29 protein-coding genes are annotated in these 23,676 nt (G+C 36.7%); 22 read left to right on the plus strand and 7 right to left on the minus strand.

All coding sequences use genetic code 11. The features are described from left to right. Positions 1–6: 6 nt before the first annotated feature. The 7 genes from ABKJ27_RS04275 to msr(D) all read left to right on the plus strand — a co-directional run bounded on the left by ABKJ27_RS04275 (position 7) and on the right by msr(D) (position 7,943). Positions 7–981 carry a nucleoid-associated protein gene (locus ABKJ27_RS04275; protein WP_192855459.1) on the plus strand — a complete coding sequence of 325 codons (975 nt, stop codon included), beginning with the start codon at positions 7–9 and terminating at the stop codon, positions 979–981. After that, entirely contained in the window at positions 981–1,595 is a 615-nt protein-coding gene (gene pmp23, locus ABKJ27_RS04280; protein WP_084929659.1) for a cell wall hydrolase Pmp23, read from the plus strand. The genes ABKJ27_RS04275 and pmp23 overlap by 1 nt, the downstream gene beginning before the upstream one ends. Positions 1,596–1,668: 73 nt before the next feature. Continuing rightward, complete coding sequence (locus tag ABKJ27_RS04285) at positions 1,669–2,643, plus strand: DUF1002 domain-containing protein (protein WP_001227769.1); 975 nt, start codon at positions 1,669–1,671, stop codon at positions 2,641–2,643. Positions 2,644–2,716: 73 nt separating this feature from the next. After that, positions 2,717–4,072 (plus strand): 23S rRNA (uracil(1939)-C(5))-methyltransferase RlmD, encoded by a 1,356-nt coding sequence (gene rlmD / locus ABKJ27_RS04290; protein WP_410012112.1) that lies wholly within the window; start codon positions 2,717–2,719, stop codon positions 4,070–4,072. A 514-nt stretch (positions 4,073–4,586) separates the two neighbouring features. Continuing rightward, a complete protein-coding gene (locus tag ABKJ27_RS04295; RefSeq protein WP_000873143.1) occupies positions 4,587–4,757 on the plus strand; it encodes a hypothetical protein in 171 nt (56 codons plus the stop codon). Between the two features lie 385 nt (positions 4,758–5,142). Then, a complete protein-coding gene (gene mef(A), locus ABKJ27_RS04300; protein ID WP_000417519.1) occupies positions 5,143–6,360 on the plus strand; it encodes a macrolide efflux MFS transporter Mef(A) in 1,218 nt (405 codons plus the stop codon). A 119-nt stretch (positions 6,361–6,479) separates the two neighbouring features. Next, entirely contained in the window at positions 6,480–7,943 is a 1,464-nt protein-coding gene (gene msr(D), locus ABKJ27_RS04305; RefSeq protein WP_410012113.1) for an ABC-F type ribosomal protection protein Msr(D), read from the plus strand. A gap of 117 nt (positions 7,944–8,060) precedes the next feature. Here the strand turns inward: msr(D) and ABKJ27_RS04310 are convergent, their stop codons facing one another. From ABKJ27_RS04310 to ABKJ27_RS04325, 4 genes are read right to left on the minus strand one after another with little or no spacing between them, the layout of a single operon-like run. Further along, entirely contained in the window at positions 8,061–8,360 is a 300-nt protein-coding gene (locus ABKJ27_RS04310; RefSeq protein ID WP_001072467.1) for a DUF5960 family protein, read from the minus strand. Further along, positions 8,347–8,715, minus strand: a complete 369-nt coding sequence (locus ABKJ27_RS04315) for a hypothetical protein (protein ID WP_000567222.1) — start codon at positions 8,713–8,715, stop codon at positions 8,347–8,349. Before ABKJ27_RS04315 ends, ABKJ27_RS04310 begins: the two co-directional genes overlap by 14 nt. A 12-nt stretch (positions 8,716–8,727) precedes the next feature. Further along, entirely contained in the window at positions 8,728–9,063 is a 336-nt protein-coding gene (locus tag ABKJ27_RS04320; RefSeq protein ID WP_000806926.1) for a hypothetical protein, read from the minus strand. Continuing rightward, positions 9,060–9,305 carry a hypothetical protein gene (locus ABKJ27_RS04325; protein ID WP_001813542.1) on the minus strand — a complete coding sequence of 82 codons (246 nt, stop codon included), beginning with the start codon at positions 9,303–9,305 and terminating at the stop codon, positions 9,060–9,062. The genes ABKJ27_RS04320 and ABKJ27_RS04325 overlap by 4 nt, the downstream gene beginning before the upstream one ends. 508 nt (positions 9,306–9,813) lie before the next feature. Here ABKJ27_RS04325 and ABKJ27_RS04330 point away from each other — a divergent pair. The 14 genes from ABKJ27_RS04330 (at position 9,814) to ABKJ27_RS04395 (ending at position 21,027) form a co-directional block, all read left to right on the plus strand. Further along, positions 9,814–10,380, plus strand: a complete 567-nt coding sequence (locus tag ABKJ27_RS04330) for a hypothetical protein (RefSeq protein WP_049552018.1) — start codon at positions 9,814–9,816, stop codon at positions 10,378–10,380. 321 nt (positions 10,381–10,701) lie between these two features. Beyond that, positions 10,702–10,890 carry a hypothetical protein gene (locus ABKJ27_RS04335; protein WP_000179769.1) on the plus strand — a complete coding sequence of 63 codons (189 nt, stop codon included), beginning with the start codon at positions 10,702–10,704 and terminating at the stop codon, positions 10,888–10,890. Between the two features lie 63 nt (positions 10,891–10,953). Then, positions 10,954–11,718 (plus strand): ATP-grasp domain-containing protein, encoded by a 765-nt coding sequence (locus ABKJ27_RS04340; RefSeq protein ID WP_049487161.1) that lies wholly within the window; start codon positions 10,954–10,956, stop codon positions 11,716–11,718. 191 nt (positions 11,719–11,909) lie between these two features. Further along, complete coding sequence (locus tag ABKJ27_RS04345; protein ID WP_049487162.1) at positions 11,910–12,254, plus strand: hypothetical protein; 345 nt, start codon at positions 11,910–11,912, stop codon at positions 12,252–12,254. A gap of 75 nt (positions 12,255–12,329) precedes the next feature. Next, on the plus strand, positions 12,330–13,613 hold the full coding sequence (locus ABKJ27_RS04350) for a hypothetical protein (protein ID WP_049487163.1): 1,284 nt from the start codon (positions 12,330–12,332) through the stop codon (positions 13,611–13,613). Between the two features lie 235 nt (positions 13,614–13,848). Continuing rightward, positions 13,849–14,655 carry an alpha/beta fold hydrolase gene (locus ABKJ27_RS04355; protein WP_049487164.1) on the plus strand — a complete coding sequence of 269 codons (807 nt, stop codon included), beginning with the start codon at positions 13,849–13,851 and terminating at the stop codon, positions 14,653–14,655. 11 nt (positions 14,656–14,666) lie between these two features. Continuing rightward, entirely contained in the window at positions 14,667–14,801 is a 135-nt protein-coding gene (locus ABKJ27_RS04360; RefSeq protein ID WP_080976061.1) for an ADP-ribosylglycohydrolase, read from the plus strand. Positions 14,802–14,897: 96 nt separating this feature from the next. After that, entirely contained in the window at positions 14,898–15,515 is a 618-nt protein-coding gene (locus ABKJ27_RS04365) for an SAP domain-containing protein (protein ID WP_410012114.1), read from the plus strand. Between the two features lie 40 nt (positions 15,516–15,555). After that, positions 15,556–16,410 (plus strand): ADP-ribosylglycohydrolase family protein, encoded by an 855-nt coding sequence (locus ABKJ27_RS04370; protein ID WP_410012115.1) that lies wholly within the window; start codon positions 15,556–15,558, stop codon positions 16,408–16,410. A 111-nt stretch (positions 16,411–16,521) separates the two neighbouring features. Next, positions 16,522–17,403, plus strand: a complete 882-nt coding sequence (locus ABKJ27_RS04375) for a diacylglycerol/lipid kinase family protein (protein WP_410012116.1) — start codon at positions 16,522–16,524, stop codon at positions 17,401–17,403. 63 nt (positions 17,404–17,466) lie between these two features. Next, a complete protein-coding gene (locus ABKJ27_RS04380) occupies positions 17,467–17,958 on the plus strand; it encodes a phosphoribosylanthranilate isomerase (RefSeq protein ID WP_410012117.1) in 492 nt (163 codons plus the stop codon). A 175-nt stretch (positions 17,959–18,133) separates the two neighbouring features. Beyond that, a complete protein-coding gene (locus ABKJ27_RS04385) occupies positions 18,134–19,876 on the plus strand; it encodes a glycoside hydrolase family 13 protein (RefSeq protein ID WP_410012118.1) in 1,743 nt (580 codons plus the stop codon). Between the two features lie 119 nt (positions 19,877–19,995). Beyond that, complete coding sequence (locus tag ABKJ27_RS04390; RefSeq protein ID WP_410012119.1) at positions 19,996–20,307, plus strand: hypothetical protein; 312 nt, start codon at positions 19,996–19,998, stop codon at positions 20,305–20,307. Positions 20,308–20,310: 3 nt separating this feature from the next. Then, positions 20,311–21,027: an alpha/beta hydrolase gene (locus ABKJ27_RS04395; RefSeq protein WP_410012120.1), complete on the plus strand. Its 717-nt coding sequence runs from the start codon at positions 20,311–20,313 to the stop codon at positions 21,025–21,027. Between the two features lie 121 nt (positions 21,028–21,148). On the opposite strand, the gene ABKJ27_RS04400 is transcribed toward ABKJ27_RS04395, so the two are convergent. Genes ABKJ27_RS04400 through ABKJ27_RS04410 form a run of 3 tightly spaced genes read right to left on the minus strand, consistent with a single transcriptional unit; the run spans position 21,149 to position 22,998 of the window. Further along, positions 21,149–21,964, minus strand: coding sequence for a TIGR03943 family putative permease subunit (locus ABKJ27_RS04400; protein WP_410012121.1), 816 nt, complete (start codon positions 21,962–21,964; stop codon positions 21,149–21,151). Continuing rightward, a complete protein-coding gene (locus tag ABKJ27_RS04405; RefSeq protein ID WP_410012122.1) occupies positions 21,961–22,866 on the minus strand; it encodes a permease in 906 nt (301 codons plus the stop codon). Before ABKJ27_RS04405 ends, ABKJ27_RS04400 begins: the two co-directional genes overlap by 4 nt. Next, a complete protein-coding gene (locus ABKJ27_RS04410) occupies positions 22,867–22,998 on the minus strand; it encodes an SPJ_0845 family protein (protein ID WP_000268689.1) in 132 nt (43 codons plus the stop codon). Positions 22,999–23,153: 155 nt separating this feature from the next. On the opposite strand from ABKJ27_RS04410, the gene ABKJ27_RS04415 reads away from it, so the two are divergent. After that, positions 23,154–23,504 carry a PBECR2 nuclease fold domain-containing protein gene (locus ABKJ27_RS04415; RefSeq protein ID WP_410012123.1) on the plus strand — a complete coding sequence of 117 codons (351 nt, stop codon included), beginning with the start codon at positions 23,154–23,156 and terminating at the stop codon, positions 23,502–23,504. The last annotated feature ends 172 nt before the right edge of the window (positions 23,505–23,676 follow it).

Consider the following 23,676-nt stretch of genomic DNA (forward strand, 5'->3'; position numbering starts at 1 on the left):
ATTTTTATGGACATTTATATTAAGAAAGCTATTATCCATCAGTTCAGTCCGGATGATACCGAGCTGTTCTTAGCGGATAAGTTTCTCAATATCACTCCAAAAATCGAAGAATACCTGCGTAAAAAAATTGAACGTGTGTATTCAGATGAAGCTAAGACTGGGATTTTCGAAGAAGAAAATCCCTTCTTCAATCACATCACAGACGATTTGTTGGAGACATCAGTAACACTGGCTAATCTCTGGAAAGAGGAGTTCAGCATTTCCGAAAATCTCAAGACCAATGACTTGATTTTTGTGCAATTTTCTAAAGAAGGTGTAGAACATTTTGCTTTCTTACGAATTGCCCTGCGGGAGACCTTGACCCACCTTGGAGGAGAGGTTGATAATCCAATCAAGCTGACTCAGAATAACCTGCCTGGATTTGGAACAGGGGCTGATGAGGCCTTGGTGGTTAATCTTCAAAGTCGTAAGTACCATCTGATTGAAAAACGAATCAAGTACAACGGGGCTTTCGTGAACTATTTTTCAGAGAATCTCCTAGCTGTCGCCCCTAAGATTTCACCTAAGAAATCTATCAAGGAACTAGAAAAAACGGCTCAGAGAATTGCTGAGACTTTTAACACAGATGATTTTCAATTTCAATCTAAGGTCAAATCAGCGATTTTCAACAATCTTGAAGAAAGCAATGAATTATCACCTGAGAAACTGGCTAATGACCTTTTTGACAACAATCTGACGGCTCGTTTGAGCTTTATTGACCAAGTCAAAGAAGCCGTACCAGAGCCAGTTCAGTTTGATGAAATTGATGCCAGTCGCCAATTAAAGAAATTTGAAAACCAAAAACTCTCCTTGTCAAATGGAATTGAGCTCATTGTTCCCAATAATGTCTATCAAGATGCTGAGTCTGTTGAGTTTATCCAAAATGACAATGGAACCTACTCTATCTTAATCAAAAATATCGAGGATATTCAAAGTAAATAATGTTTAAACGAATTCGAAGAGTGCTTGTACTAGCAGTCTTCCTTTTTGCTGGCTATAAAGCTTACCGCGTTCACCAAGATGTCAAGCAGGTCATGACCTATCAACCCATGGTTCGCGAAATCTTGAGTGAAAAAGACACCCCAGCAAACGAAGAGCTTGTGCTCGCTATGATTTATACCGAAACAAAAGGAAAAGAAGGCGATGTCATGCAGTCCAGTGAGTCTGCAAGTGGTTCAACCAATACCATCAATGATAATGCGTCTAGCATTCGGCAAGGTGTGCAAACTTTGACCGACAATCTCTATCTAGCCCAGAAGAAGGACGTTGATGTCTGGACGGCTGTGCAAGCCTATAATTTTGGACCTGCCTATATCGATTTTATTGCCCAAAATGGCAAAGAAAATACTCTAGCACTAGCCAAACAGTACTCCCGTGATACAGTTGCTCCCTTGCTGGGTAATGCCACTGGAAAAACTTATAGTTATATTCACCCCATTTCTATTTTTCATGGTGCTGAACTTTACGTAAATGGGGGGAACTATTACTATTCTAGACAGGTACAACTCAACCTTTACATCATCAAATGTTTCACTCTCTTTTCAACATCTGGCTAGTCCAGGTGTTTTTGTTATAAGTTTTCTTTAAGATAGATATATTACTCTAGAAAGGTAAAGGAGGGAATTCCCTATGAGAAAGAAACTCTTTCTGACCAGTGCTGCGGTTTTGTGGGCAGTAACAGCTATGAATAGCGTCCATGCAGCAACAGATGTTCAAAAAGTTATCGATGAAACCTACGTCCAACCCGAATATGTCCTAGGTTCTTCATTGTCTGAAGACCAAAAAAATCAAACCCTTAAAAAACTAGGCTACAATGCCTCAACAGACACCAAAGAACTCAAGACCATGACACCTGATGTCTATTCTAAGATTATGAATGTGGCTAATGACTCTAGTTTACAGTTGTATTCATCAGCCAAGATTCAAAAACTAGGTGACAAATCACCACTTGAGGTCAAGATTGAAACACCAGAAAACATCACGAAGGTGACTCAGGATATGTACCGCAATGCAGCAGTAACTTTAGGTGTTGAACACGCCAAAATCACTGTAGCAGCTCCTATTCCAGTTACAGGTGAGAGTGCTTTAGCAGGGATCTATTATTCGCTAGAAGCTAATGGAGCTAAGGTGCCGCAAGCCAATAAAGACTTGGCTCAAGAAGAGTTGAAGGCTTTGTCAGATATCAATGCTGAAAACAAGGACAAGTCAGGCTATGATGCTAATAAATTAAATGTTGCCCTAGCTGATATCAAGTCAGGACTAGCCAAAGCTAAAGAAAGCAAGGGAAATCTGACAGAAGAAGATGTCCGCAAAATCGTTGAAGATACCTTGAAAAATTACAAACTCGATCAGGTTATAACAGGAAACCAGATCAATATCATCATCAATTTTGCTTTAAATCTCTCAAAGAGTGATATCCTCAGCAATGCAGACTTCACTAAAACCCTGAATGACCTGAAACAAAGCATCGTATCACAAGCTGGAGACAGTTTTAAAAATATCAACCTTAACTTTGATGCGGATAAGGCACTAGAGGACGGTGGGAACTTCTTAAGCTCCCTTTGGCAGGCCATTGTCAACTTCTTCAAGAGTTTTGGTTCTTAAGAAATTTCATGGTATAATAGATGGTAACCGTAACGTTGCCGTCTTTTTTGTCGGCCAATAGAAAGAGAAGAGAATGTTAAAGAAAAATGATATTGTAGAAGTTGAAATTGTTGACTTGACCCATGAAGGAGCAGGAGTTGCCAAGGTGGATGGTTTGGTATTTTTTGTTGAGAATGCTTTACCAAGCGAAAAAATACTCATGCGTGTCCTCAAAGTCAATAAAAAGATTGGCTTTGGGAAGGTTGAAGAATACCTTGTCCAATCACCACACCGTAATCAAGATCTAGATTTGGCTTACCTGCGTTCAGGAATCGCGGATTTAGGTCATCTTGCCTATCCAGAACAGCTCAAATTTAAAACCAAGCAAGTCAAGGACAGTCTCTACAAGATTGCTGGAATTGCAGATGTAGAAGTTACTGAAACGCTAGGTATGGAACATCCAGTTAAGTATCGTAACAAGGCGCAGGTGCCAGTTCGTCGAGTGAATGGTGTCTTGGAAACAGGATTTTTCCGTAAGAATTCCCATGACCTCATGCCTCTAGAAGATTTCTTTATCCAGGATCCTGTGATTGATGAGGTAGTAGTAGGACTACGTGACTTGCTCCGTCGTTATGACCTGAAACCTTATGATGAAAAGGAACAAGCTGGCTTGATTCGTAATCTTGTGGTGCGTCGTGGACACTATTCTGGACAAATAATGGTAATTTTGGTAACAACTCGTCCAAAAGTTTTTCGTGTTGACCAATTGATTGAACAACTGATTAAGCAGTTCCCAGAGATTGTCTCTGTTATGCAAAGTATCAATGACCAGAACACTAATGCTATTTTTGGTAAGGAATGGCGTACGCTTTATGGACAAGACTTTATCACTGACCAGATGTTGGGAAATGACTACCAAATCGCTGGACCCGCTTTTTACCAAGTCAATACTGAAATGGCGGAGAAGCTCTATCAAACAGCCATTGAGTTTGCAGCATTAAAATCAGATGATGTGGTTATTGATGCCTACTCTGGTATCGGGACGATTGGCCTCTCTGTTGCGAAACACGTCAAAGAAGTCTATGGTGTTGAAGTGATTCCAGAAGCGGTTGAGAATAGCAAGAAGAATGCCCAACTGAACAATATTTTAAACGCCCACTATGTCTGTGACACAGCTGAAAATGCCATGAAGAATTGGCTTAAGGAAGGAATTCAACCAACCGTTATCTTGGTTGATCCTCCACGCAAGGGATTAACCGAAAGCTTTATCAAAGCAAGCGCCCAAACAGGAGCAGACCGTATTGCCTATATCTCCTGCAATGTCGCAACCATGGCGCGTGATATCAAACTCTACCAAGAATTGGGATACGATTTGAAGAAAGTCCAGCCGGTGGATCTTTTTCCACAAACGCACCATGTTGAGGCGGTAAGTTTGCTAGTCAAGGAGTAAAACGACGAAGATTAGCATTTACTTCCGCCCATGCGATAGCTGTCCGTGATTGACAAGTGCTAGCACGCAGACAGAACGGAGATAGCGAACCGCTGAGTGTGTCGCTCTGCTCGTAAAAGCTTAGAAACCTTTGAACGAAAGGGATAATGAAAGCCTTGATTGCAAGGCTTTTTGCTTTATGGTGGGTAAGTATCAGAGTGAGAAAATTTTTGGAATGAGTAGAAGTGATAGCTAGAAATTATCAGTTTCTATTTCCATTTACCCTGTGGGTACGTGTTTGTTTCCATTGACAAGGAGTTTGTGGGAATAGAAATGTACCCACCTTGTTTGAATCAAGTGAAGTGTAGTTGAAGGAAATCTGTTGAAAGCAATACTTCATTTTACCGAATAAGTAATAATTTAGGCAACTTCAAATCGATAAAAAAAAACTATTTTAAAGGTTAAGAGTAGACAAAAATTGTCCACTCTTTTTTGCAAACTCAATTTATCAATAAATGAAATGAGGGAATGTAAAATGAAATATTTTGAGGTTGAGTTAGAAAATCCTGATGAATTTTTAAAACTACAAACAGAAGATTTTGTGAAAGCTAATCGCTTGCTACTAAGGAAGATAATCCAGAGCGTTACAGTCTATGAAGAAAACTTCGTCATATCCTTTAAATCTGGCATCGAATTGGAAGTATGAGTCTCATTCCATAACTTTTATATTGAACATATCATCTTGTTGTGTTATACTATAAATTGATATAAACAAAGATGTAGGAGGAACCGAAACTATGACAGCCTCAATGCGTTTAAGATAAGCTGGCAATAAAAAAAGCAGAATCTATACCCGATGATAGGCTTTTTTGTTGTGCTTATTTATACGATATTGAGCATTCATTAGTTACGGTGAGGATATTGGTTATTTAACTATACCTTTATTTAACTATGTCTTTAATATGAATGTTTCCAAATTGTATGTATGCAGACCAAAAGCCACATTGTGGGGTTTGGCCTGCATTTTTTATTGCCTAGAATGCTATTCAAAATAGAAATTCAAGCAAAATAATATGCAGGAGATAATATAAATGGAAAAATACAACAATTGGAAACGAAAATTTTATGCAATATGGGCAGGGCAAGCAGTATCATTAATCACTAGTGCCATCCTGCAAATGGCGATTATTTTTTACCTTACAGAAAAAACAGGATCTGCGATGGTCTTGTCTATGGCTTCATTAGTAGGTTTTTTACCCTATGCGATTTTGGGACCTGCCATTGGTGTGCTAGTGGATCGTCATGATAGGAAGAAGATAATGATTGGTGCCGATTTAATTATCGCAGCAGCTGGTGCAGTGCTTGCTATTGTTGCATTCTGTATGGAGCTACCTGTCTGGATGATTATGATAGTATTGTTTATCCGTAGCATTGGAACAGCTTTTCATACCCCAGCACTCAATGCGGTTACACCACTTTTAGTACCAGAAGAACAGCTAACGAAATGCGCAGGCTATAGTCAGTCTTTGCAGTCTATAAGCTATATTGTTAGTCCGGCAGTTGCAGCACTCTTATACTCCGTTTGGGATTTAAATGCTATTATTGCCATCGACGTATTGGGTGCTGTGATTGCATCTATTACGGTAGCAATTGTACGTATACCTAAGCTGGGTAATCAAGTGCAAAGTTTAGAACCAAATTTCATAAGGGAGATGAAAGAAGGAGTTGTGGTTCTGAGACAAAACAAAGGATTGTTTGCCTTATTACTCTTAGGAACACTATATACTTTTGTTTATATGCCAATCAATGCACTATTTCCTTTAATAAGCATGGAACACTTTAATGGAACGCCTGTGCATATTTCTATTACGGAAATTTCCTTTGCATTTGGGATGCTAGCAGGAGGCTTATTATTAGGAAGATTAGGGGGCTTCGAAAAGCATGTATTACTAATAACAAGTTCATTTTTTATAATGGGGACCAGTTTAGCCGTTTCGGGAATACTTCCTCCAAATGGATTTGTAATATTCGTAGTTTGCTGTGCAATAATGGGGCTTTCGGTGCCATTTTATAGCGGTGTGCAAACAGCTCTTTTTCAGGAGAAAATTAAGCCTGAATATTTAGGACGTGTATTTTCTTTGATCGGAAGTATCATGTCACTTGCTATGCCAATTGGGTTAATTCTTTCTGGATTCTTTGCTGATAAAATCGGTGTAAATCATTGGTTTTTACTATCAGGTATTTTAATTATTGGCATTGCTATAGTTTGCCAAATGATAACTGAGGTTAGAAAATTAGATTTAAAATAAACAATATTGGAGGAATATTTATGTATCTTATTTTCATGTAACTCTTCCTGCTAAAATCGCAGGGTTTTCCCTGCATACAAGCAAATGAAAGCATGCGATTATAGACAGGAGGAAATGTTATGGAATTAATATTAAAAGCAAAAGACATTCGTGTGGAATTCAAAGGACGCGATGTTTTAGATATAAATGAATTAGAAGTATATGATTATGACCGTATTGGTTTAGTAGGAGCAAATGGTGCTGGAAAAAGCACTTTACTCAGGGTACTTTTAGGAGAATTAACTCCCCCAGGATGTAAAATGAATCGTCTGGGTGAACTTGCCTATATTCCCCAGTTGGACGAAGTAACTCTGCAGGAGGAAAAAGATTTTGCACTTGTAGGCAAGCTAGGTGTTGAGCAATTAAATATACAGACTATGAGCGGTGGTGAAGAAACAAGGCTTAAAATAGCACAGGCCTTATCGGCACAGGTTCATGGTATTTTAGCGGATGAACCTACGAGCCATTTAGACCGTGAAGGAATTGATTTTCTAATAGGACAGCTAAAATATTTTACAGGTGCACTGTTAGTTATTAGCCATGACCGCTATTTTCTTGATGAAATAGTAGATAAAATATGGGAACTGAAAGATGGCAAAATCACTGAGTATTGGGGAAACTATTCTGATTATCTTCGTCAGAAAGAGGAAGAACGTAAGAGCCAAGCTGCAGAATACGAACAATTTATTGCGGAACGTGCCCGATTGGAAAGGGCTGCGGAGGAAAAGCGAAAACAGGCTCGTAAAATAGAACAGAAGGCAAAAGGTTCTTCAAAGAAAAAAAGTACTGAAGACGGAGGGCGTTTAGCTCATCAAAAATCAATAGGAAGTAAGGAAAAAAAGATGTATAATGCTGCTAAAACCCTAGAGCACAGGATTGCGGCCTTAGGAAAAGTAGAAGCTCCGGAAGGCATTCGCAGAATTCGTTTCAGGCAAAGTAAAGCATTGGAGCTCCATAATCCATACCCTATAGTCGGTGCAGAAATTAATAAAGTATTTGGGGATAAGGCTCTGTTTGAAAATGCATCTTTTCAAATTCCGTTAGGAGCAAAAGTGGCGTTAACTGGTGGTAATGGAATCGGAAAAACAACTTTAATCCAAATGATCTTAAACCATGAAGAAGGAATTTCTATTTCGCCTAAGGCAAAAATAGGTTACTTTGCACAGAATGGTTACAAGTACAACAGTAATCAGAATGTTATGGAGTTTATGCAGAAGGATTGTGACTACAATATATCAGAAATTCGTTCAGTGCTAGCATCTATGGGGTTCAAACAGAACGATATTGGAAAAAGTTTATCTGTTTTAAGCGGTGGAGAAATTATAAAATTGTTGCTTGCTAAAATGCTCATGGGTAGATATAACATCCTAATAATGGATGAAGCCAGTAACTTCCTTGACATACCAAGTTTAGAGGCTTTGGAAATACTAATGAAGGAGTACACCGGAACTATCGTGTTTATCACCCACGATAAACGATTACTCGAAAATGTAGCAGATGTAGTTTATGAAATTAGAGATAAGAAAATAAATCTGAAACATTAAATTTAAGGTAGTCGCTGGTCAGTATAGTCTGTTCTGGTTGGCGACTCCATTGTTAAAGAGTATAAAGACTTTAGATTTTATGAATATTAAAAATAGGAACAGTCAATTGAACTGCTCCTATTTTTCTGCTAAATATATTGTAGTTTTCTTATATGTATAATGATAGATTAGCGGATTCTCATCTACGGTACTTACTTCAAATATGAAGAAGTGATCGCGGTTATCTCTGGACTTTTCCTTATTGAGGACAAAGTAATTCTTACGTGAAGTCGCCATTGTTTTTAGGATATCATCAGTTAGGAAGGTCAATGGAATATTCATGTTAGAGTAGCGGTAGAAGTCACGTTCAAAATCTTGGTAGCTCTCGCTATAATAGTCCATTTGTAGGTGATTACGCTGAAACTCAAGCTGATTCATAGAGCACCTCCTCGACAAGTTCAATACTAATAATGTCTTTTAATTTCAAATTGATGTGACCTGTTGTAGTTTTTATCAAAATGAAATCTTTGGTCAGACTTGGTATTGTTCCAGTGTAGGAAACACGCTTGTTTTTTTCAATCACTTGAATGCGTGTGCGTAGCTGCCCGGCGTATACTTGACTGAGGAGTAATAATTTCTTCTCTAGTGATAAGTCAGACATGTACGTTACTTTGTTTGTATCATCAGAGAGTGCTGATGCATGTTCAGATAGGAAAAAGCCCATCCATTTTTGCATCTTTGTATCCTGGTACTCTCTTGCTGATTGAAATGGTAAATATGAACGGTCAATCATATCAAATCCTTTCTATGCAGAGGCAAGGGTATTTTTATCAAATTGAATCGTAAAACCTTGAATTCCCCCACCTGTGTAACATTCTTTAAAGCGATTGATTACCTCAGTATAGATTATCACAGATGAGCTTGTTGGCTTAATGCTAAATGTAAATTCCAATGGTAATCGGTTTTCAGATTTAGCATGTACTAGTCGTATCGATATTTCAGTTGTTTTGAGTTTTCTCTGACGAAGTTTTGAAGTTGCTGTTTCAACGATTCCATGTAAAAATCTTTCAAGCATTTCAATATCATTACATCCTTTGCTACGGATTTCTGAAAATTGTACTGTATTTTTTTCTTGTTTCATTTTAATCCCTCCAATCCACCCGCGGAATGACCACCGATAAGTTTACTGCGTTCAATATTTCTGGAACCTTCAGTTAGGACGGTTCCTTTTTGTATGGCTAAAAAACCAAACTGTTCTCTGACAACATCAATAGCTGTCTGAAGTCTATTATCTTTTTCAATTTGTTCTACATCATCAAAGAGTGATAGTAGAGTATAGCTTTCATCTACGAAGCCACTATAAGATACACCAATTTGTCTCACTGCACCAGAGGTGTATTTTTTCGGAATAATACAAGTACATGACTCACCATTGTTTTGGGGAGATTTGCGGGTTCAATTTTATTCTGAGCATTTATAGATTTTTTCATCTCAGTCCTAGAATAGCCAATATGAATAGAAACGACAGTAGTCAATACTAGGGCTACTGTTCCGTTCCACAGTATCATTTAAAAATCATTTTCACACCCTTTCGTCTATTAGTATAGAAGAAAGCTCTCAGCACATGTCGAGTGTGTAAGCTTGTTAGTGAAACGTAGCTAATCCTCAAAAGGTTCACCCAAACCTTTTGAGTCCCACAAACGCATCACGTTGAGGCGGTATCACTGCTTGTACGAGCTGAAGCATCAGCGAAGTAGAAGCAGATGCTCCGCCCATGGGATAGGACTCGGAGAATGAGGAGGGAATATGATGAGATGATACAGAAAGCCTGAACTGATCAGGTGACGTGCTTATTTACATTAGCCTAATGATGAAAATAGAAAGATTATCGATGGTTATATTGGAATTGTACCAAAATGATTATTCTAAAGATATAGTCGCGTTTGATTCAATAAAAGAGGGGAAAACTTTTGTAGCTCAAATCCCTGGATATACTTTAGAAACAGAAGATGGATTTGAAGTAGAGTTTTTTAATCCTACAAATCTACCAGACTATCTGGAAATTATCTATAACGGAAACATTGTACCTTTGTCTAAATTTATGTTTGATCCTGAGGAAAATGTTGACATTATTTGGAAAGAAATCTCGAATCTATCCGAACCAAACGAAAAAGTAATTGAAGGCTATTCCAAAATCGATGCCTATGTTGTTAACAACGATGAAGTTAAAACCTATGTGGAAGCAAGAGAAGCGAACTATCGGCAGGCAAAAGACTTTCTAGAATGCAGTGGATATGAAGTAGACAGAAGCTTTTTCAGAAGTGAAGACGGTGAAGCGATTCTCTACAGAAAAAAAGGTGCAGAAGATTGGCATTTCTTGTGTTACTTAGACCCAATATTTTTAGAGATTGAAGATGTAGAGGGATATGTTAAAGAAGAGGTTGGAGAAATTCAATAGTCAACCAAAGTTCCTTATCAGCATGTAGATTTGCTAGTAAAATCGTCAAATCCTTGTAACAAAGGGGGTTAAGAGAACCCTTGAGTGTAAGCCGTTTTCTTGTTTAGAGGGGACGTATTAGAGTAGCCGCTCATAATTTATACTAGACCTGATAACTTATTTGAGATAGATTTTATTTCTATAAATACTGTGGAAATTTTTTAATACCAAAGATTTAAAGTTACTGTGTTAAAAAACCTCCCCACTTTTAAACTAATGTATTATAAAAATCAGTTGACATAAGTGTTACACCTGTGATAGAATTGACTTGAGGTGAAGAAAATGGCAACAGATAAAAATAGAATAATGATTAGCTTGGATGATAAAAATTTAGAGAAACTTGAAAATTTAGTAGAAGATGCTAGAGATAGAAGAGGAATGCGACTAACAAAGTCCCAAGTTATTGAATTACTCCTAAATACCGTTGATTATTTCGATGATATTATGGGAGCTATTTACTCAAAAAAATAACAGCGAAAATGCTATTATTTTTTTTACAAATAGGTGCAACACTAGTGATATAGGAGTGATAAAATGGTTGTTTATATTAGACAAAGTAAATTACCAAATGAGGTTTCAATTAATAAATACAATGCTCAAGTAGGTGCCTACTTACAAGGAGAAGAAGTTGTTTTATATCAATCTTTTTCTGAAATAAAACAGTTAACAAGCGATGATGCAGTTATAGATTATATAACGGAGACCAGAGCATTACTAAAAATGATGGGGTTAAACGTTCCGGTTTACGACTATCCTATTGAGCTTAAAGAGTTTTATGGTCGAAAGATTTATGCAGGTGTTTTAGGAGAGATTGTAAATATACCTGATAATTGGGGAAAATTTATTAAACCTAAAGCTGGATCAAAAGTCTTTACAGGAAGAGTTGTTAATGGAACCCGTGATTTGATAGGTATTGGTCTACCTTTCGACTATCCTATATGGATTAGTGAGGTTGTAGAATTCATAGCAGAATGGCGTTGTTTTGTGTTAGATGGTAGCGTATTAGATGTTCGCCCCTATACAGGTGATTATCATGCACAATTTGATCCTAGTGTAATTGATGAAGCCATATCATGTTGGAAAGATGCTCCAATAGCTTATGGACTAGATATCGGTGTCACTCGTGATGGCAGAACACTTGTAGTTGAAGTGAATGATGGTTATGCATTGGGAAATTATGGACTATCTCCTTTAAACTCAATCAATTTTCATAAAGCTAGATGGAAAGAAATGGTAAAACCTTATTTTGAAAAAAATGATGTCTTTACTATGCCTGAAAATGAAAATATAAGTTTCTAAAAGGAACAGAAATAAATCTGTGTAACTGCAACGAGTAAGTTGCAGTTTTTTGTTTGGAATAATGATATAATAGGTTAAGAAAATAATGAAAACGCTATATATTTGAAAATTGTTTAGAAAGTAGAAAGTATGAAAACAATCGACATGATTATTAAATCATCAACTTGAATTATAAAAAAAGGAGTACTAACATGCCGAAATATACCGACGAAGATATTAGAAAATTAAATAAAATCACATTAAAAATTGCTGGTGATTATTTAGGTATAAGTTCACAGGCAGTTGCTATAGGTCTTAGAAATAATTTTCTCCCAATTGGTTTTGCTATTCATAACGAAGAAAGAGACAGACGTTTCACTGAGAGTTGGTCATATCATATTATTGCTGAAAGAATGATTTCATACAATCACGGTAAGCTATCTGAGATCCGTGTTGAAAATATTGAAACTAGTTTAGATAAAATTATAGAGGAATTTAACGGTTTAAAACAAGATTTACTTTTTATATTAAGCGAAAATGCAGAAGTGAAGAATTAGAGGTTTTTGAATTTGCGTTTTCGCTTGGTAAATATAAAAACGGTGATGTAAAATATAAGGGTAAAGGTGTTTCAAATGAAGATGATAAAGACCTTTTCTAGAGAAGAACTCTATGAAGAAATCTGGGAAATAAGTGCAAAACAAGTTTCATTGAAATATGATTTAAGCTATTCAGACTTACTCAAGAAATGCAAAGAATTTGAAATCCCAATTCCAAATGGTAGTTATTGGTATCGTAAGAATACTGGACAAGATTTAAGTGAACTTATTGTGCCATTACCACAAAATGTCGTAAATGAAGTTAATATTGATAGAAGAAGTCTAAAGAATAATAGAATAAAACCTGCTAAACATAAAGAGGTGAGTTCGGAAGATAAAAATAAAGATATTTTTAAACTTGATACAACTAGTATAAGAAGTTCATTATCATTTTTAGAGGACGATAAAATAGAGCGTATTATTGAAACAGTTTCAAATCTAAACCAGTCTCCAAATAAGAGGTTACATAAATCTGTAGCTGATCTAAGAGATAAAATTGTAGAGTGGAATAAGAGGGAAAAAGCTGCTTCTTATCCTTACTTTGATCCTAGACACAGATATAATGATTTAAAAGAACCTAAATTTGTAAAAAATATTTCACTAAATTCACTTCCTCGTTTATATCGCTTTTTAGATATACTGTTTACTGTAATTGAAAGAATCGGTGATAATGTAACTTCAAAATTGGATATTCAAATTGATAAGGATATTGTTCGTTTTGATGTTATAGAATCAACAGACAAAGTAAGTCATGAATTAACGAAAGAAGAAGCTAAAGAATTAGCGAAGTACAATGATAGCGTAAAGTTTAATGGATATGCTTATAAACCAAGAATAAGGAAGTATGACTATATACCAAATGGAAAATTTCGATTTAAGATAATAGATGGTAAATACATTAAAGATACTAATGAATTCTCGATTGAACAATCACTCCCAGAAATAATTGTTTTAATTTACCAAGAGTATTATAAAGTTAAGAACTTACGACTTGAACGAGAAGAGAGAGAAAGACTATACAAAGAGGAACAGGAGCGAAAAAGAAAATTACAAAATAGAATCGAAGAAGAGAAGAAGCAGACAATGTCTCTTCTTAATATGCTAGAAGATTTTCAAACAGCAAATGATTTAAGATTGATGGCTGATAAATTGGAGATGGCAGGGAAGCTTAGTAAAGACGAAATTGATTGGATTAGATCCAAAGCAGACTGGATCGACCCAATAGTTTCTTCAACAGACGAATTACTAGGAATTAGAAATCATGAAATTTCTAGAGAACAAAAAGAACAATATCTAAGTGAGAAAAGGTACTACTGGTGACTTTGTGTTTTTAGTTTTACAGAGTGTAGTGTTATTGGAGTAAATGATTAACTATTGTAGTAATAAATCATTTTACACATTTATTTGAAATAGGCATTTGGTACAAGACAGTATATACTTTCGTTCTATAATATATAAGTTAACTAGCACCACATGTTCGGGTGCTATCACTGCTTGTTCAAGCTGATTAAACAAGGATGTAGCTAGTGAAAGTCCTACAGTAAGGAGTTTAAACATGAAATTCCATGAATTTGGTAAGAAGAATTTGCCTCCTATTTTACTAATACATGGTGGTGGCAGTTCTTGGTGGAATTATCTTCGTCAAGCACGTATCTTGTCAGAAAAATACCGTGTTATTTTACCTACTTTGAATGGTCATGGTGAAGAATATCAACTTGATTATGTTTCTACTGAAGATTCGGCTTTGGAGATTCTAGACTATATCAAAGCAAACTGTGGTGGGAAATTGTTTGCAATCGGTGGTGTTTCACTTGGTGGTCAAATTGCCATGGAGCTTTTGTCTTTAGATAGTGAAATTGCTGAGAAGGCCATTATAGACGGAAGTCTCTGTATTCCTCAACCAAGGTTAGCTAAAATCAGCAGCTTTCTAGTGTCTCTATTCGGTAAACTGATGTTCAATAAATTCTCTTGCAAACTTCAGTTAAGCATGATGAACAAACTCTATCCTAAACTGGCTTATCCAGAGGAAATAAAAGCTTATTATTTGGAGGATCTGCCAAGGACACCTGTTAAAACATTGGTGACCATTTACAAAACCTATATGGGGTATTACAAGCTGAAAGATATGATTTCTGCTAGCAAAGCTCAAGTTCTGTATATCTATGGTGAAAAAGAATTGAACTGTGTGAAAAAATCAGCGAAATTATTTCATCAGCTACATTCAAATACAATTTGGTATGAAGCAAAGGGTTATAACCACGGTTATTTATCAGCTTACCTGCCTTATGAGTGGATTGATTTGGTGGTGCCATTTTTAAAGAGTGATTCATTAGAAATGTGTAACGAATCTGAAATGCCATAAGGAGGAAACGGATGCTAGGAGCAATTATTGTAGATATTGTAGGTTCAGTTTACGAATGGAACAATATCAAAACGAAGGACTTTCCTTTATTTAGTGAAGATTGTTTTTTCACTGATGATACGGTAAGTCCGAAGCTGATTGTGTGAGTTTGTTAGTGAAACGAAGTTAAACGTCAAAACAATGAAACTAAAACTCCATTATTTCGTTATGACAACCTAAATTGGTTTTAAGGAGGTGTTATATTGATAGAAAGCAGACCTGAGTTTGATAAAATCGTATCATTCGATGAGTTTAATAAATACTATTGGTATCGTGATAAACTTTCACAACTATGTAAGTCATTAGGATTAGAATATAGAGGTACTAAACAAGAACTCAATCACATTATTGAGCAGTACTTTAATGGAAATTTGATTAAAAAGTCATCAATAAAAAGGAAAAAGAAACAAGTAGAAGTTATTAGCTTAGATACACCCTTGTTTGAATGTGGATTCTCTTTTAACACTCACTTTAGAGAATATTTCTCAACTTTAACAGGTGTTTCGCCATTTAAATTTACTGCTGATATGGCTACAGCTTGGAGAAAAGTAAAAAGAGAAAATGATTTGAGTTTTACAATCCAAGATATGCTAAAAGTCTATTATGGAAATTCAGATTATGCTAAGTATGATCATTCGGTTTGTCAATGGAATCAATTTTTAAAGGATTTCTGTGCAGACGAAAATAGTCGCAATTACTCAAACAAGTTAAAAGTAGCTTCTATTCTTTGGAAAGAAATTAGAAATTCAAGTAATGAAAAAATTTATTCAAAGAATCTTTTGACCGAATATGCTGATAAAGTAAACGAGTATGGGAAATAGAGAAATCATTCTAAACCAATAGTTCACAAGGAGGGTTCTTATGCTTGGAGCAATTGTTGGTGACATTGTCGGTTCTGTTTATGAATGGAACAATATCAAAACGAAGGATTTTCCTTTATTTCGGAAGGATTTCTTTTTTACAGATGACACGGTTATGACCTGTGCTGTTGCAGAGGCGATTATGAATGGGGGACAAAAAGACGACTTCATTGACGCGATGAAGAAATATGGTAGAATGTATCCTGATGCTGATTATGGTGCTCGATTTAATGCATGGCTAAACAGCGATAACCGAGAGCCTTATAATAGCTTTGGAAATGGTTCGGCTATGCGTGTTTCTCCATGCGCTTGGTTCATGGACTATAGTTTTTATGCTAGAACCGGAATGTGGCCATCATCTAGAGGACTTGCAAACCTTTCTGCAGAGGTAACTCATAATCATCCAGAAGGTATCAAAGGTGCTATGGCTACAGCTGACGCTATCTTTCTGTGTCGTTTTTACTTTGGTGGTTATTGTAGAGAATACGAGCAACCAATTAAGGACAATCCTATGGAGTGTAAAAGACGGATTAAGGATTATATAGAGAAGGAATACGGCTACAATCTATCTCAAACTTTAGATGAAATCCGCCCTAACTATTGTTTTAACGAAACATGTCAGGAAACTGTCCCTCAAGCCATTATTGCCTTTCTTGAAAGTAGGGACTTTGAAGATGCGATAAGAAATGCCATCTCACTTGGTGGCGACAGTGATACTCTCGCTGCAATCACTGGAAGTATAGCCGAGGCAGCTTATGGTATTCCTGATTGGATAAAGGATAAAGCCTTTTCTTACTTAGATGGCCCCTTAAAGGATGTAGTCATTAGATGGGAAAATAGAATAAAAGCGTATTAATCTCCAGTACGTCATATTTCTCTTTTCTGTATTTTCATTGTATAATAGGGGTACATTTAGTTTCATATAATGAAATATAAAGATTTCTAACGAATATTAAGGAGAAAATTAATGAAAAAGGCAATGTTAATTATCAACCCTACCTCTGGTGGCGAGAAGGCTTTGGATTACAAAGAAAAGCTGGAAAATAAAGCAAAAGAATATTTTGAGCACGTAGAAACCAAAATTACTGAAAAAGCGCTTGATGCAACACATTTTGCTGAAGAAGCTTCTAGTGAGCAGTACGATGCAGTGGTTGTGTTTGGTGGAGATGGCACTGTAAATGAAGTCATTTCCGGTATTGCTGAGAGAGACTACATTCCTAAGTTAGGGATTATCCCTGGTGGGACGGGTAACCTCATTACAAAACTGTTGGAAATCAATCAAGACATCGATGGCGCAATTGATGAACTGGATTTTGATTTAACCAATAAGATTGATATCGGAAAAGCGAATGACAATTATTTTGGTTATATTTTTAGTATCGGTTCTCTACCTGAAGCGATTCACAATGTTGAAATCGAGGATAAGACAAAATTCGGTATTTTAGCCTATGCTGTAAATACCATGAAGTCTGTCATGACGGATCAGGTCTTTAACATTAAGGTGGAGACAGAAAATGGAAATTATGTTGGTGAAGCTAGCCATGTGTTGGTTCTCTTGACAAATTACTTCGCTGATAAGAAAATCTTTGAAGAAAACAAAGACGGCTATGCCAATATTTTGATTCTGAAAGATGCGTCTCTATTCTCCAAATTATCCGTTATTCCTGATTTATTAAAAGGGGATGTTGTTGCAAATGATAATATTGAGTATATCAGAGCGCGTAATATTAAGATCTCTTCAGATAGTGAATTGGAGTCAGATGTTGACGGCGATAAATCGGATAATCTACCTGTAGAAATCAAAGTCCTAGCTCAGCGAGTAGAAGTATTTTCAAAACCGAAAGAGTAGAAATTAAAAATTAGTTTATTTTTCACTGCGAAATCGAGTTTCATATCAACGATTGGAGGAGGAATGAATTCTCTATTTGATGAATTTCGAACAATTTGTTCACATTTAAACCAAGTCGGAATCACACCCACGCTCATGGGATCTTTGGGTTTTGAATACCGTTCAAATGAAGATTGGGAGCCGTCTGACATTGACATTCATGTGCCTGGTGACCCTAGAGGTTGGGAAGCACCTGATCATCTCAGAATTTATGAGTGGGACAAGATAATGAAAGTGATGAAACACTTAGGCTACGCCTTAATAGATATTCATGAGCATGAATTCCAAAAAGATGGCCTGAGTGTTGAGTTCGGAAGTATCGATTCTTTACCTGATTTTGCAGGAGTTTCGGAATCCGATATAGAGCTGATTCATCTCGAAAACATCACTTTTCGCGTTCCAAGTTTAGAACAGTATTTAAGTATTTACAAAGCTTCTTCCCAAGATTCCTATCGAAATGAGCACAATAACAATAAGGATTTTAAAAAAATTGAGTGGATGGAAAGACATTTGTAAATCATCATTTGAAAAGTAGCAAGTTGTAAGACAGGCTGCTTTTTTATTTATAGAACCAAACCACTAGAATCTACGGACAAGCCTTGAAAATAAAATACGAAAGTAGTATACTAGAATCACAATTATGAAAACGTTTGCGTTGTAAATGTAACCAAGTAAATCAGGAGACAAATTGATGGAATTAACAGCCATTTACCACAGAACAGAGTCGGAGTATGCTTATCTTTATAAAAATAAGACAGTGCACATTCGTATCCGGACCAAGAAAGATGATATTGAAAACATCAACTTGCATTATGGTGATCCTTTTATTTTTATGGAGGAGTTTTATCAAGATACAAAGAAAATGGCCAAGATAACTTCTGATGCCATCTTTGATTATTGGCAGGTTGAAGTGTCCGTTGACTTTGCACGTATCCAGTATCTCTTTGAACTCAAGGATACAGAAGGTCAAAGTATTTTGTATGGCGATAAAGGGTGTGTGGACAATTCTCTAGAAAATCTTCATGCTATTGGAAATGGATTTAAGTTGCCTTATATACATGAAATTGATGCCTGCAAGGTTCCTGACGGGGTTTCAGATACGGTATGGTATCAGATATTTCCTGAGAGATTTGCTAATGGAAATGCTCTATTAAACCCAGAAAAGACTTTAGACTGGGATTCATCTATCACACCTAATAGTGATGATTTCTTTGGCGGTGATTTACAAGGGATTATTGATCATCTGGATTACTTGCAAGACTTGGGCATTACTGGACTTTATCTTTGTCCGATTTTTGAATCTACGAGCAATCATAAGTACAATACGACGGATTACTTTGAAATTGACCGTCATTTTGGGGACAAGGAGACTTTTCGGGATCTGGTCGAGCAAGCGCATCAGCGAGGTATGAAAATCATGCTGGACGCTGTATTTAATCATATTGGTTCGCAATCTCCTCAATGGCAAGATGTTGTCAAAAATGGTGAGCAATCTGCTTATAAAGATTGGTTCCATATTCAACAATTCCCAGTGACGACTGAAAAACTTGCTAATAAGAGAGACTTACCCTATCATGCTTTTGGTTTCGAGGACTATATGCCTAAGCTAAATACAGCCAATCCAGAGGTAAAGGACTATCTTTTAAAGGTTGCGACTTATTGGATTGAAGAGTTTGATATTGATGCTTGGCGTTTGGATGTGGCTAATGAGATTGACCATCAGTTCTGGAAGGATTTTCGTAAGGCAGTTTTAGCTAAAAAGCCTGATCTTTATATCCTAGGAGAAGTCTGGCATACGTCTCAGCCTTGGCTAAATGGAGATGAATTCCATGCGGTTATGAATTATCCTTTATCTGATAGCATCAGAGACTATTTTTTACGAGGTGTTAAGAAGACGGACCAGTTTATCGATGAAATCAATGGACAGTCTATGTATTACAAACAGCAGATTTCAGAGGTTATGTTTAATCTCTTGGATTCGCATGATACAGAGAGAATCTTGTGGACAGCCAATGAGGATGTTCAACTGGTCAAATCAGCCTTAGCCTTTCTCTTTTTACAAAAGGGAACACCCTGCATCTATTATGGAACCGAGCTATCCTTGACTGGAGGTCCAGACCCAGATTGTCGTCGTTGTATGCCTTGGGAACGCGTATCAAGTGACAATGATATGTTAAACTTCGTGAAGAAGCTAATCCAGATACGGAAATACGCGTCAGCAACCATTCAGCATGGCAAGTATAGTCTCCAAGAAATCAAAGCTGATGTAGTAGCTTTGCAGTGGAAATATGAAGGGCAAATCCTCAAAGCGATTTTCAACCAATCAAAGGAAGATTATCATTTACAAAAAGAAGCAGTAGCACTAGCAAGCAATTGCCAAGAAATAGAGAATCAGCTTGTCATCTCTCCAAAAGGATTTGTGATTTTTCATTAAAGAGCAATTAAAAGTGACAGGAAAATTGTAGTATAGAGAGCATTTTACAAACAGACTATTTGTCGTCTTGCTACAAATGATATATAATCTAACTTAAAGTAAATAGGAGGACCAATCGAATGGAATTAAAAGATTTTACAGAAAAAGAACAGGAAATGATTAAGAAGGGGCTTACGACGTCTAAGATTAGTGATAAGGAAACTGCTGAGAAGATTCTTGCGCTAGTACCACAAGACTTGATTAAGAGAATCCCATTTTTCGTCAGAAAACATGCTAAGACACGTACGATTAAACGCATTTCAATTGAACACCCTGAGCTCTACGCTGCAGCTCAAACAAGTGGTGAGATTCCAGAAAAAGAACGCGAAGAATTGCGTCAGATTATCACGACTATCTTTGAACAAAAGATGAATAAGCATAGCATTAAGTAGAGAATGAAAAAATATTTTATTGGCGGTTTGGGAAGCAATATCTATCATAACAAGGATTTTCTCCAAGAACTAGATTCGCAGGTTTATTTTCTAAATCCATATGAAAAGAATCTTCGAGATGAAACAGAATTGAAATCATGGTTTAAGAATGAGATTATAGAGGAAGAATCTATCTGTCTGATAGGTCATTCTCTCGGGGGTGATTTGGTTCGTTATCTCGCATCGGAATTTGAAGAAGTGGAGAAACTAATTCTTTTGGATGGTGGCTATCTAGATTTAGATAAGATTTTAACTTTAGATGTGGAATTAGAGGAAACTAAAAACTATATCAAATCTCAAATTATTTCGGACTTAGATGTTCTTATTTCTAAAGAAAAATCTGAAGCAAAGCATTGGTCAGAAAATATGGAGAAAGCTGTAAAACAGTCCTATCGCTGGAATTCTGACTATAATAGATATGAGTTAGCTATAAATTATGAAAATATAAAAGCGATACTCCGCCTACGTAGGAAGATACAAGCGTTTAAGAGAGAAGTGGGCGATACTTTGTTTATCAGTCCTTGCTATTTAAATGAAGCTACATGGAGAGAGGAAGCCTTAAAAGAATTGCCAGATTATTTTGATACTATTTTTCTAGAAAACGTTAGCCATGAGCTTTATACTGAAGCACCTAAAGAAATCGCTAGTCTAATTAATGAGTGGTTCTATTATTCTCAGTGAGATAGTGATTGAATGGTGAAAATTAATATAGAATAAAAATCTACTCAGATTCAACAAAAAACGAACAGGCTCTTTTTCTGTCATTCAGAAGAGAACTTGTTCGTTTTGTCTTTTTATTCTTTTAAAACACTCGATACACGTAGGGATTTTCTGGTTTATCGACTTTGGTAAAGCTGTCGATTTCCAATGTTGGGAGGTTTTGTTTGAGTTCTTTATGGTAGTGATTGACCAGTTTTCCTTTGGCTGTTATCCAAGTGTTATTCTCATACTGACGGGTATTTCCCTTGGTCAGCAATCCATAGACACCTGAATCTGCGATACAGTGAATAATGCCAAAGCGGAACAAAAATTGACTATGAGCATGACTGGGGTCATTATAGACAAAGCCTGTGAACTGGACTGTCTTACCCTCAAACTCATCTGGATAGTCGTAGATAGCCTCCATGACTTCCATATAGTTTTCATTAGTGATCTGAATACTATCTTGCGACAAGTATTTATCCGCCGCAGTTCGCATTTCCTTTTCATAAGCTGATTTTGAAAAATAAGAACTGGTATCTGGTTTCAAATATTGGCTTGTCGTTCCTTCACTTGTCTGAATGGCTTGATCCGTGCCTTCTGATAAGGGGAAGTGATAGCCTTTGGCAGAAACGGTCTGAGAATCCAAGCTAACAGTTGGAAAAGTTAAACCGACGACAAGTGGAATAGCCAGAAGAGCAACACTAGTAACCTTCGCCAATCGGCTGTTCAGATGACTGTGGGTTTTGACTTGCTTCATCCAGATATACAATTGAACAATTGCCAAGATAAAAGAAAGCACCATGGAAATATAGGCCAGATAGGAATAGTGCATGTTGATGTACTGGTTTAATTTACCTGACAGATGGAGATAAATGGTCAATTCAAAATAGCCAGCTAAAACTAAAAATCGAATCATAGGATGACTCCAATCAAGAGAGAATAGACTAAGACGACAAGAGTCACAATTGTTATAAAGTGACTGATAAATCGTGCCTTCAAGTAATTTTTCATCATGAGAATATTTTTGATATCCAGCATTGGGCCAATAACGAGAAAAGCCAGAACAGGAGCCAAGCCGAAACTCGATAGAAGAGAAGCTCCGATAAAGGCATCCGCCTCACTACAGAGAGAGAGAAGAAAGGCCAAAAGCATCAAGAGTAGGATGGCAAAAAGAGGGGTCGCACTGATAGAGGTCAGAATCCGTGTCGGAACATAGACCTGTATAACAGAGGCAAAGAGACAGCCAAATACCAAATAACGCCCCGTATCAAAAAATTCATCAATTGCTTGCACAAAGACTTGAAAAACTTTCTTTGCAGGACTTAAGTGAGAAAAATCGTGCTCATGGCAGGCCATACGATTTTCTTTTTGAATCGGTTCTTGCCAGAAAAATCCAAGAAAAATCCCTAGTATCACAGCTACTACAATGGAACCCAAAGCTCGTAACAGGGCGACATGGAAGGAGTTACCAAAGGCAGAATAGGTCGCAAAGAGAACAATAGGATTGATAACAGGTGCTGTCACAAGAAAGGGAACGGCCGTGTAACTGGGAACCTTCTTTTCCAGAAAACGATTGATAATGGGGACGATTCCACATTCACAAGAGGGGAAAAGTATACCAACGAAGGTGCCAAAAAAGATTCTCCCCCAACGATTTCGAGGGAGAAAATGATAAACCTTGTCAGGCGTGATATAAACCTCAATCAGCCCCGAAACAATACTTCCAATCAGAACGAAGGGGAGAGCTTCAATGATAATAGAGAGAAAAATAGCCCCAGTCTGAAGTACACTGGATGGGAGTTGTTGGAAAGCAGTCATCTAGTTTTTCTTTTCTGCTTTGACTTTTTTCTCTTTGTCATCAGGGAAAGTAACTTGCTTCAAATCAGGGAGTTTCGCAAACTCTTCAAACATTTTGTCCAAGTCGTCTCGTTTTGTAAATTTTACAGCCATAGGTGTACCTCGATTCTAAATTCTACCTCTATTATACTATTATTTTGAGGAAAAGGGAAAAGTTAAAATTGAGTAACTAACGAATAATAGAGCGTGATATATCCTAATATACACTATGAGTGTGATATAATAATTTTGGAATAACGGAGGAAATGATGGAACATAAAAATATCGGTCAGGTTACCGATGAAGTAAAAGAAATTTTTGATATTGTTCTTGAAGCGAGCGACATAAAGGTCAACAAAGACGGTTTGAGAAGCCATATGATAAAACGCCATCACAATGATGTGATTCATCATATTGAAGACCTGGAACTCATACTAAGGAACCCAGATTTCGTCGGGGTCAATCCACGAGAGAAAGACGCCAGTTTCGAATATGTAAAAAGATTTGATGATAATGTTCTTGTTTCCATCAAGTTACATAAAAGTGGAGATTTCTTTTATGTTCTGACCATGTATCGCTTACAAGATTTCAAGTTACAAAGTCGTATTAAGTCTGGGTAGATTGAGAAAGCTTGACAAAAAAATAGATAGTGCTAGAATAACATTAACGAAAGACATTTGAGGGCAGAAAGGTTCCTGCCGCACCTTGAAGAAGGTATCTGAGATGCTGGGTACACCGACCAGCCAAATGTCCGTTATTTCAAAGGAGGGGCTTAAATGCTCCTTTTTTATT

The organism is Streptococcus sp. KHUD_011 (genome assembly GCF_046352925.1).
Taxonomy (GTDB): Bacteria; Bacillota; Bacilli; order Lactobacillales; family Streptococcaceae; genus Streptococcus.

Bases quoted from the DNA above. Each gene is read 5' to 3' on its own strand.
- ABKJ27_RS04275 (WP_192855459.1), top strand. From the start codon at position 7: ATGGACATTTATATTAAGAAAGCTATTATCCATCAGTTCAGTCCGGAT.
- pmp23 (WP_084929659.1), top strand. From the start codon at position 981: ATGTTTAAACGAATTCGAAGAGTGCTTGTACTAGCAGTCTTCCTTTTT.
- ABKJ27_RS04285 (WP_001227769.1), top strand. From the start codon at position 1,669: ATGAGAAAGAAACTCTTTCTGACCAGTGCTGCGGTTTTGTGGGCAGTA.
- rlmD (WP_410012112.1), top strand. From the start codon at position 2,717: ATGTTAAAGAAAAATGATATTGTAGAAGTTGAAATTGTTGACTTGACC.
- ABKJ27_RS04295 (WP_000873143.1), top strand. From the start codon at position 4,587: ATGAAATATTTTGAGGTTGAGTTAGAAAATCCTGATGAATTTTTAAAA.
- ABKJ27_RS04310 (WP_001072467.1), bottom strand. From the start codon at position 8,360: ATGAATCAGCTTGAGTTTCAGCGTAATCACCTACAAATGGACTATTAT.
- ABKJ27_RS04315 (WP_000567222.1), bottom strand. From the start codon at position 8,715: ATGATTGACCGTTCATATTTACCATTTCAATCAGCAAGAGAGTACCAG.
- ABKJ27_RS04320 (WP_000806926.1), bottom strand. From the start codon at position 9,063: ATGAAACAAGAAAAAAATACAGTACAATTTTCAGAAATCCGTAGCAAA.
- ABKJ27_RS04330 (WP_049552018.1), top strand. From the start codon at position 9,814: ATGGTTATATTGGAATTGTACCAAAATGATTATTCTAAAGATATAGTC.
- ABKJ27_RS04335 (WP_000179769.1), top strand. From the start codon at position 10,702: ATGGCAACAGATAAAAATAGAATAATGATTAGCTTGGATGATAAAAAT.
- ABKJ27_RS04340 (WP_049487161.1), top strand. From the start codon at position 10,954: ATGGTTGTTTATATTAGACAAAGTAAATTACCAAATGAGGTTTCAATT.
- ABKJ27_RS04345 (WP_049487162.1), top strand. From the start codon at position 11,910: ATGCCGAAATATACCGACGAAGATATTAGAAAATTAAATAAAATCACA.
- ABKJ27_RS04350 (WP_049487163.1), top strand. From the start codon at position 12,330: ATGAAGATGATAAAGACCTTTTCTAGAGAAGAACTCTATGAAGAAATC.
- ABKJ27_RS04355 (WP_049487164.1), top strand. From the start codon at position 13,849: ATGAAATTCCATGAATTTGGTAAGAAGAATTTGCCTCCTATTTTACTA.
- ABKJ27_RS04360 (WP_080976061.1), top strand. From the start codon at position 14,667: ATGCTAGGAGCAATTATTGTAGATATTGTAGGTTCAGTTTACGAATGG.
- ABKJ27_RS04370 (WP_410012115.1), top strand. From the start codon at position 15,556: ATGCTTGGAGCAATTGTTGGTGACATTGTCGGTTCTGTTTATGAATGG.
- ABKJ27_RS04375 (WP_410012116.1), top strand. From the start codon at position 16,522: ATGAAAAAGGCAATGTTAATTATCAACCCTACCTCTGGTGGCGAGAAG.
- ABKJ27_RS04380 (WP_410012117.1), top strand. From the start codon at position 17,467: ATGAATTCTCTATTTGATGAATTTCGAACAATTTGTTCACATTTAAAC.
- ABKJ27_RS04385 (WP_410012118.1), top strand. From the start codon at position 18,134: ATGGAATTAACAGCCATTTACCACAGAACAGAGTCGGAGTATGCTTAT.
- ABKJ27_RS04390 (WP_410012119.1), top strand. From the start codon at position 19,996: ATGGAATTAAAAGATTTTACAGAAAAAGAACAGGAAATGATTAAGAAG.
- ABKJ27_RS04395 (WP_410012120.1), top strand. From the start codon at position 20,311: ATGAAAAAATATTTTATTGGCGGTTTGGGAAGCAATATCTATCATAAC.
- ABKJ27_RS04400 (WP_410012121.1), bottom strand. From the start codon at position 21,964: ATGATTCGATTTTTAGTTTTAGCTGGCTATTTTGAATTGACCATTTAT.
- ABKJ27_RS04405 (WP_410012122.1), bottom strand. From the start codon at position 22,866: ATGACTGCTTTCCAACAACTCCCATCCAGTGTACTTCAGACTGGGGCT.
- ABKJ27_RS04410 (WP_000268689.1), bottom strand. From the start codon at position 22,998: ATGGCTGTAAAATTTACAAAACGAGACGACTTGGACAAAATGTTTGAA.
- ABKJ27_RS04415 (WP_410012123.1), top strand. From the start codon at position 23,154: ATGGAACATAAAAATATCGGTCAGGTTACCGATGAAGTAAAAGAAATT.